Below are 8,102 nucleotides of genomic sequence, written 5' to 3' on the forward strand. Positions count from 1 at the left end.
CGGTGCGACCGCGCTGGCGGTCTTCGTGTTCGGCGTGCCGCTGCGCGGATCGCTGGCGGCGCTCCTGCTGCTTTCGGCCACCTTCATGGTGCCGGCGCTGGGTCAGGGACTGCTGATTTCGTCTGTCACCCGCAACCAGTTCCTGGCCGCGCAGATCGCCTTGTTCTCCGGCTTTCTGCCGGCCTTCATGCTGTCGGGCTTTCTCTATGAGATCGACGCGATGCCCGCGCCGATCCGGGCCATCACCTGGGCGATACCGGCGCGTTATTTCGTGTCTTCGCTGAAAACCGTCTTTCTGACCGGAGACATCTGGGCCGTCTTCGTGCCGAACCTGTTGGCGATGGGCGCAATCGGCATCCTGTTTTTCCTTCTGGCAAAGCGCGCCACGCGCAAGAACCTGGAGTGAGCGGCGATGGCGCGACCCGATAGCTATTTCAGTTTCACCCGGCTGCGAGCCCAGTTCGTCAAGGAAGTGCTGAGCATCCTGCGCGATCCGCGCAGCCGCATGGTGGTGTTCATGCCGCCGCTGCTGCAACTGCTGGTGTTCGCCTTCGCCGCAACGCTCGAAGTGCGCAATGTCGATATTGCCGTGCACAATCAGGATGCGGGCCGCTGGTCGCATGAACTGATCACGCGGCTCGATCGGGCCGACTTCATTACCCAAGTCTATCGCGTGACCGACAGTCAGGAACTGGGACGCCTGATCGACCAGGGCAAGGTGATCGCGGCGATCGATATCCAACCGGACTTTTCGCGCGCAATCGCTGCCGGAGACAGCGGTCGCGTTCAGATGCTGATCGACGGCCGGCGCAGCAATTCAGGACAGATCACCGCCAGTTATCTCTCCGCCATCGCCGCCGAAGTCGGCGCGGAGGCCAACCCCGGCACAGGTCCTGCGACGCCGGTGGCGGTGCGCAACTGGTTCAATCCCAATCTGACCTATCGCTGGTTCATCGTGCCCGGCCTCTCGGGCATCCTGGCGTTCTTCAGCGCGCTGCTCATAACCTCGCTGTCGATCGCCCGTGAACGCGAACTGGGAACCTTCGACCAGTTGCTGGTGTCGCCAACCTCCACGCTGGAAATCATCCTGTCCAAATCCTTGCCGGCGCTAGTTATCGGCACCATGCTCGGACTTCTGATGATGGCGGCTGCTGCGGGACCGTTCCGGATTCCGTTCAACGGGTCGTTCGCGCTGCTGTTTGTCAGCCTGGTCCTGTTCATCCTGTCGGTGGTGGGCATCGGCCTGATGATTTCGGCGATCAGCGCGACCCAGCAGCAAGCCATCCTTGGCGCCTTCGCGATCGGCGTGCCATCCGTCCTGATGTCGGGCTTTGCCACGCCGGTCGAGAACATGCCCATGCTGCTGCAATGGCTGGCGCAGGCGATTCCGCTCACCCATTTCCTGATCATCGTCGAAGGCAGCTTTCTGAAAGCCATGGCGCCCGGCGACATATTTGCCAGCCTCTGGCCATTGGCGCTGATCGCCCTGGTGTCGCTCACCATGGCCACCATCTTCGTTCGAGGACGCCTGCAATGATACGCATCCCCCATCGGTGGCCGCACCTTGCGGCGGTGATAGTCGGCTGCACCTCGTTGACGGCCTGTGTCGTCGGCCCCGACTATCGCGCGCCACCGTCCGTTGATACCGGCAGCGGCTGGACCCGGCCGGTCGCGGCAGACTCCGCGCCAACCGGCCTTACCCGCTGGTGGAGGGCCCTGGGCGATCCCGAACTGGAGAGGCTGGTCGATACCGCACTGGCGCAAAATCTGGATATCCGTCAAGCTGCCGCGCGGATCGACGAGGCGCGCGCGCTGCGAGACCGCGCCGCTGGCCGGCAACTGCCCACGGTTTCTGCTGGCGCCAGTGTGAACCAGCGTCGGCAAAGCGAGAACGGCCCGCTGCCCGTTGGGTCCATTCCCAGCCTCGATGCGTCTCAGACGATCTACGAAGCCGGCTTCGACGCGGCCTGGGAACTCGACCTGTTCGGCGCCAACCGGCGGGCGCTGGAAGGCGCGAACGCCCGCTTGCAGGCGACCGAAGCGGAGGCGCAGGGCGTGCGTATGCGGATCGCGGCCGAAGTCGCACGCGCATGGTTCGAGGCGACCGGCGCCAGAGAAGAATTACGCGCGCAGCGGGCGACGGTGGCGACGCTGCACCAAACGCTGGAACTCATGCGCGGACGCGCTGCGCTCGGCGATGTTGCCGGTGCCGACGTGGACGCAGCCCATGAACGCTGGGCCGCCGCCAACGCCCTGCTGCCGGGCATAGAGGCACGGCAGCGCGGGGCGGTGCTCGGCCTTGGTGTCCTGCTCGGCTCACCGCCGGAACGTGAACTCAAGCTGCTCGATGCCACCGCGTCGTCTCTCATACTGCCGGCGCTGCCCGTGGGGGAACGTGCCGATATATTGCGGCGTCGCCCCGATGTTCTGGCTGCCGAACGGCGCCTCGCCTCCAGCACCGCCGAGATCGGCGTGGCGACCGCCGAACTGTTTCCCAGGCTCTCTATCGCAGCGGGCGGCGGATTTCAGGCGCTTAGCACGGGCGACTGGTTCGACGCCTCCAGCACCCGCTACTCGATCCTGCCGCTCATTTCCTGGCGCTTGTTCGACGGCGGCCGCGTACGTGCGGAGATACGCGCGCGGGAGGCCGTTCAGCGGCAGGCCGCGCTGGGCTATGAACAGGCCGTCCTGGCCGCATTGGGCGACGCGGAGCGCGCCTTGAGCGACTATGACGCCGGACGCGATGCGCTCGCGCGTCGTCAAACGGCGCTCGAGGCTTCACGCCGGAGTTTCAGCCACGCCGAGGCTCGTTTTGCCGCCGGCGATATCGCGCGGATTGAACTGCTTGCGGCCGAGCGCCTCCTGCACGAAGCTGAAACCGCCTGTGCCCGCGCGCATGCCACAACGGCGGTGCAACTGGTGGCGTTGTACAAGGCGATCGGTGGGGGCTGGGACTTGCCCGATGCGCCGACTTCCAAACACGTTTCAATTGGTGCCACAGTGGGAGAAGGGCAATGAATGACGCTGACGGGAACAGCAAGGAACCTGCCGCGCACGACTGGGCGGGTGAAGCGGGCACACGCTGGCTTGCCCAGCTCGATCGTTTCGAGAGCATGATCGAACCGATCGGCGAAGCGCTGCTCGCGCGAGCAGCCTATGTTGCCGGGGAGAAGGTGGTCGATATCGGCTGCGGCGGCGGCTGGACGACGAGGCGGATCGCCGAAAGGACGGGCAACACGGGATTGGCGCTCGGCCTCGACATATCGCCCGAACTGGTGGCGGCGGCAACGGATCGGGCGCAGCGCGCCGGTCTTGCCAACATCCGCTTCGAACAAGGCGACGCCGCGACGGCCATGCCTGAAGAAGCCCCCTTCGACCGGCTGCATTCCCGCTTCGGCACGATGTTCTTTCCCGATCCCTATGCCGCCTTCGCCAATCTGCGCCGAATGCTGCGTGCTAGTGGAAGGCTCGACATCGCGGTGTGGGCGCCGATCGCCGACAATCCGTGGCAGCGCAATGTCATGGCCGCAATCCGTCGGCATATCGACCTGCCCACGCCGCAGCCGCGCGAGCCTGGTCCGTTCGCGCTGGGTGAGCAGGACTATGTGACCGATCTTCTGCGAAGCGCCGGTTTCTCCAACATATCGTTCGACGCCTGGACCGGGGATCAGCGCGTCGGCGGACCCGGCAGCGATCCCGAGAGCGCCACCCGCTTCGTGCTCGACGGCATGCAGGTCGGCGATCTCGTCCGGGCGAGCGGGAACGACACGCGCGTGGCCGTTCACCGCAGCCTCGTCCAACTGTTCGAGCGCAATTGCGATGATGAAGGTGTTCGCATGGGCGCGAAAGCCTGGCTGGTGAGCGCCCGCGCGTGACCTGGCGTCAACCGCCATCCTCATCGTGAACCACCCACAGGCTATGTGAGTCGATCTCCAGCTTGAGCAGGGCGCGGGCCGCTTCCGATCGCGCCATGATCTCCGACCGGCGCGCTTCTCCCGCCTGACGGCGGGCATAGAGCAGGTCGCCAAGGTCGATCTGGCCGAGCTGGTAGCCACGTTCGGTTCGGACCAGCGCGTTGGCGGCGCTTTGCGCTGACAGATCCGTGTTTTTCCACGCCTCCAGCCGCAAGGTGGCGCTGGACAGATCGGCGTCCGCGATGGCCCTCACGGTCCGCTGGACGGACATATGCTCAAGCTGCGCGGCATTGCCTTCCGCAAAAGCCCGGTCCGCCGCCGCGCGCCTGTGGCCGCCGCCCAGCGGCATCGACATGACGACCCCCGCGCCCTGCTCCATGCCGCTCCGCTCACTGAACAGCCGGACGCCGAAGGACGGATCGGCAATCCGGTCCGCGCGAACACGCCGCGCGACGACCGCCAGCCGCTGTGCCTCACGCTCGGCGGCGCGGATTTCATGGCTGCGTTCGATCACCAGATCCCGCATCGCCGCAAGCCTCTGCGGCGGCACCATCGCAACGGAGGTTTCCGGCGGCTCGGTGGGAAGCGGTATCTCTGGAAAATTCGCGGCAAGCGCCACACGCGCCTGTTCGCGCGCCGCGAGCGAGTTCGCGGCCTGGGCCTGGGCCTGGGCCAGCGCCGCCATGGCCTGATCGACATCGATCGCCGCCGCATCGCGCAACGCCACGCGCCGGCGCAGCGCGGACAGCTCCTTTTCCAGCCAGCGCACCGTATCGAGGTCGTTGCGATACAGCGCACCGGCAACCAGCCAATCGTTCCAATAGCCGGAGAGCAGCAAAGCCGTCTGATGCCGGGCATCCTCCATCCGGTTTTCCGCGACCTCTATGCCCAGAGCGCCGGCCTCGCGATCGAGCGCCGCCTTGCCCGGCAGACGGAACGGACGGGCGATCGTGGCGTCGAACTCGTCGTAGCCGCCTTCCCTGTCCACGCTGCGGCGAACATAGCTGCCGGTAACGGCAATTTCATGGGTTCCCTTCGCCAGCATGTCGCGGTCGGCACGGGCTGCGTCCACCCGTGCCCGCGCGGCCGCTACGGCCGGATGATTGTCCAGCGCTTCGGCAACCTTTTCGCTCGGCGGCAAATCGGCGCGCTGGGCCAGAACCGCGGCGGGCGTGAGCAACGCGACAAGCGCCCCTAGGAAAAGCGGCGATCTCATGCGATCCTCCCCTGGGCTGACACCGGGACTACGTGCCAGCGCACTGGCAGCGACCGCTTCGATTGCGTGACCGCGTCAACCAGTGTCCCCAGGACGTCCTCATCGACAATCAGTTCCAGCGCGCTGCGGCGTAGCAGACCCGACACCCGTTCCGCCGTGCTGGCGTCGCCGAAGTCCCAGCCGCGCACGGCCTGCTCGGCGATATGGATCGGCGCGTTGCAGGCGGCGCGGAGTGCGTCGGTCACGCTATCGGCGTCATGCGAGGCGCAATGGAAGGTCAGCAGGATGTCAGCCATTGTCGGTTTCTCCCGCGCTTTCGCCGAAACGCTCGAACAGGATCGGCAGCAGGATGAGCGTCAGCAGGGTGGAGGTGATGAGGCCGCCGATCACGACGATGGCGAGGGGGCGCTGAATCTCCGATCCGGGGCCGGTCGCAAACAGCAGCGGCACAAGGCCGAAGGCCGTGATGCTGGCGGTCATCAGGACGGGGCGCAGGCGGCGCTCGGCGCCGATGCGCACCGTTTCGGCCATGCTCCGCCCATCGGCCCGGAGCTGGCGGAAATAGGTGACCATGACCAGCCCGTTGAGCACCGCGATGCCAAGCAGCGCGATAAAGCCCACCGAGGCGGGGACTGACAGATATTCGCCGCTAGCCCAGAGCGAGACGATCCCGCCCACCATGGCGAAGGGAATGTTGACAAGGATGAGCACGGATGCACGCAGGGAGCGCAGCGTCCCTAAGAGAACGAAGAAGATCAGCAGCAGCGCGATGGGAATGACGAGCGCCAGCCGGGCCGAAGCGCGCTGCTGGTTTTCGAACTGTCCGCCCCAGACGATGCTGTAGCCGGAAGGCAGTTTGACCTTCGCGCCGACCTCGGCCTTCGCTTCATCGACATAGCCGACCAGATCGCGCCCGGAGACGAACGCCTGCACCAGCGCGAAGCGCGACCCGTTCTCATGGTCAAGCTTGACCGGCCCCTCTGTCCGCTCGATCCGCGCCATGTCGCTGACCCGGGCGACAATTCCGGCGGGCGTGTGCAATTGCAGATCGGTAAAGCGGGCGGGATCGGCGCGCAGCGTCTCATCGCCGCGAATGACGATCGGCACGCGCTTCTGGCCATCGGCGACGACGCCGACATGGACGCCTTCGATCTGCGCGCGCAACGCATCCTGTATCTGGTCGACCGGCATGCCGAAGCGCCCGGCGGCGGCGCGGTCGATGTCGAGCTGGAGATAGTCTACGCTGTCATTGGCGACGGTCAGCACTTCGGATGCGCCATCGACGTTTGACAGAATCTCCTGCACCTGACCCGCGAGATCGCCCAGCGTCGCCAGATCCGGCCCGAAAATCTTGACGGCAAGATCGCCGCGCGCACCGGTCAGCATTTCGGAAACCCGCATCTCGATCGGCTGGGTGAAACTCGGCTCGATGCCGGGCAGGCCTGCCATCGCCTTGCGCATATCCTCGACGATGAGATCCTTGTCGCCGCGCCATTCGGAGCGCGGCTTCAGGCGGACGAAGCTGTCGGTCTCATTGGGGCTCATCGGATCAAGTCCGATTTCGTCCGATCCGACGCGCGCGATCACGTCCTGCACTTCCGGCACGCGCATCAATGCGCGCTGCGCGGCCATGTCGCCCTGAACCGACTGGTCAAGATCGATGGAGGGCAGCTTGGTGAGCTGGACGATGATAGAGCCTTCATCCATCGTCGGCATGAAGGTCTTGCCGACCGCGCCATAGGCGATGCCGGCGATGACCAGCCCTGCCGCCGATAGTCCATAAACCAGCCGCTTGCGCGCGAAGGCGCCATCGAGGAGACCCCGGTAGCGGGGACCAAGCTGGCGCATCAGCCACGGCTCACCATGATGGCCGCTTTTCAGGCCGAAGGATGCAAGCACCGGAACGAGCGTGAGCGCGAGCAGGAGCGAGCCGGCCAGCGCAAAGACGATGGTGAGCGCAACCGGCGCGAACAATTTGCCTTCAAGGCCCTGCAGCGACAGCAGCGGCAGGAACACCAGTGCGATGATGGCGATACCGGCCGAGACCGGCACGATGACTTCACTTGCCGCCTGATAGACGAGGTTGAGGCGCGGGGTTCCCTCCTCGTGTGCCCGGCCGAGCCGTTCGACGATATTTTCCACCACCACGATCGACCCGTCGACCAGCAGGCCGATGGCGATGGCAAGACCGCCAAGGCTCATGAGATTGGCCGAAAGGCCCATGCCCTGCATGAAGAGGAAGGTGATGAGCGCCGCCAGCGGCAGAGTGGCGGCGACAATCGCCGCCGCACGCCAGTCGCCAAGGAACAGGATGAGCAGCACGACGACAAGGACGGCCGCTTCGAGCAAGGCTTTCTCGACCGTGCCGACGGCGCGCGCGATCAGGTCGGAGCGGTCGTAAAAAACATCGACATGGGTGCCTGTGGGCAATGTGCTTTCGATTTCCGCAAGGCGGGTGCGGACACCATCCACCACCTGCCGCGCATCGGCGCCGCGCAGGGCGATCACCAGCCCCTGAACCGCTTCGGCCTGACCGTTTTTGCTGACCGCGCCATAGCGCGTCAGGCTGCCGGTTCCGACCGTCGCCAGATCGCCCAGCCGAACGATGCGGTCGTTGCGGCTTTGAACCACCAGTTGCTGTAGATCCTCGACCGACCGGATTGCGCCGACCGCGCGCACGATCAGCGATTCCTCGCCGCTTTTCAGCCGTCCCGCGCCATCGTTACGGTTGCCGCTTTCAATCGCCGTCTGGATGTCCGCGATCGAGAGGCCTGCCGCCGCAAGCGCAACGGGATCGGGGCGGACTTCGAAGGTTCGCACAAAGCCGCCCAGCGCGTTCACATCGGCGACGCCCGGCACGGTGCGAAGCGCGGGGCGGATGGTCCAGTCGAGCAGTTCACGCTTTTGCTGAAGCGAGAGCGGTCCCTCGATTGTGAACATGTAAATGTCCGAAAGCGGTGTGGAAATCGGGG

Annotated in this window: 7 protein-coding genes; 4 read left to right on the forward strand and 3 right to left on the reverse strand. The window is 65.7% G+C overall.

Annotation, left to right across the window (positions count from 1 at the left end):
* From SGR02S_RS17955 to SGR02S_RS17970, 4 genes are all read left to right on the forward strand, one after another.
* Nucleotides 1-406: ABC transporter permease (locus SGR02S_RS17955; RefSeq protein WP_156483125.1), on the forward strand; the 406-nt coding region annotated here is incomplete at its 5' end.
* Between the two features lie 6 nt (nt 407-412).
* Nucleotides 413-1,537 carry an ABC transporter permease gene (locus SGR02S_RS17960; protein ID WP_067113252.1) on the forward strand — a complete coding sequence of 375 codons (1,125 nt, stop codon included), beginning with the start codon at nt 413-415 and terminating at the stop codon, nt 1,535-1,537.
* Nucleotides 1,534-3,018 carry an efflux transporter outer membrane subunit gene (locus tag SGR02S_RS17965; protein WP_067113254.1) on the forward strand — a complete coding sequence of 495 codons (1,485 nt, stop codon included), beginning with the start codon at nt 1,534-1,536 and terminating at the stop codon, nt 3,016-3,018. The genes SGR02S_RS17960 and SGR02S_RS17965 overlap by 4 nt, the downstream gene beginning before the upstream one ends.
* On the forward strand, nt 3,015-3,875 hold the full coding sequence (locus tag SGR02S_RS17970) for a class I SAM-dependent methyltransferase (RefSeq protein WP_067113255.1): 861 nt from the start codon (nt 3,015-3,017) through the stop codon (nt 3,873-3,875). Before SGR02S_RS17965 ends, SGR02S_RS17970 begins: the two co-directional genes overlap by 4 nt.
* Nucleotides 3,876-3,882: 7 nt before the next feature.
* On the opposite strand, the gene SGR02S_RS17975 is transcribed toward SGR02S_RS17970, so the two are convergent.
* The 3 genes from SGR02S_RS17975 to SGR02S_RS17985 form a co-directional block, all read right to left on the reverse strand.
* Nucleotides 3,883-5,130, reverse strand: a complete 1,248-nt coding sequence (locus SGR02S_RS17975) for a TolC family protein (protein ID WP_067113263.1) — start codon at nt 5,128-5,130, stop codon at nt 3,883-3,885.
* Nucleotides 5,127-5,426: a DUF3240 family protein gene (locus SGR02S_RS17980; RefSeq protein WP_067113265.1), complete on the reverse strand. Its 300-nt coding sequence runs from the start codon at nt 5,424-5,426 to the stop codon at nt 5,127-5,129. The genes SGR02S_RS17975 and SGR02S_RS17980 overlap by 4 nt, the downstream gene beginning before the upstream one ends.
* Nucleotides 5,419-8,102 (reverse strand): efflux RND transporter permease subunit (locus SGR02S_RS17985; RefSeq protein WP_067113268.1); only part of this gene is annotated, 2,684 nt, incomplete at its 5' end. The genes SGR02S_RS17985 and SGR02S_RS17980, both read right to left, overlap by 8 nt.

Source organism: Sphingopyxis granuli NBRC 100800 (assembly GCF_001591045.1).
Lineage (GTDB): Bacteria > Pseudomonadota > Alphaproteobacteria > Sphingomonadales > Sphingomonadaceae > Sphingopyxis > Sphingopyxis granuli.

What these genes read in the sequence shown, in the direction of transcription:
- SGR02S_RS17960 (WP_067113252.1), top strand. Translation starts at nt 413, where the DNA reads ATGGCGCGACCCGATAGCTATTTCAGTTTCACCCGGCTGCGAGCCCAG.
- SGR02S_RS17965 (WP_067113254.1), top strand. Translation starts at nt 1,534, where the DNA reads ATGATACGCATCCCCCATCGGTGGCCGCACCTTGCGGCGGTGATAGTC.
- SGR02S_RS17970 (WP_067113255.1), top strand. Translation starts at nt 3,015, where the DNA reads ATGAATGACGCTGACGGGAACAGCAAGGAACCTGCCGCGCACGACTGG.
- SGR02S_RS17975 (WP_067113263.1), bottom strand. Translation starts at nt 5,130, where the DNA reads ATGAGATCGCCGCTTTTCCTAGGGGCGCTTGTCGCGTTGCTCACGCCC.
- SGR02S_RS17980 (WP_067113265.1), bottom strand. Translation starts at nt 5,426, where the DNA reads ATGGCTGACATCCTGCTGACCTTCCATTGCGCCTCGCATGACGCCGAT.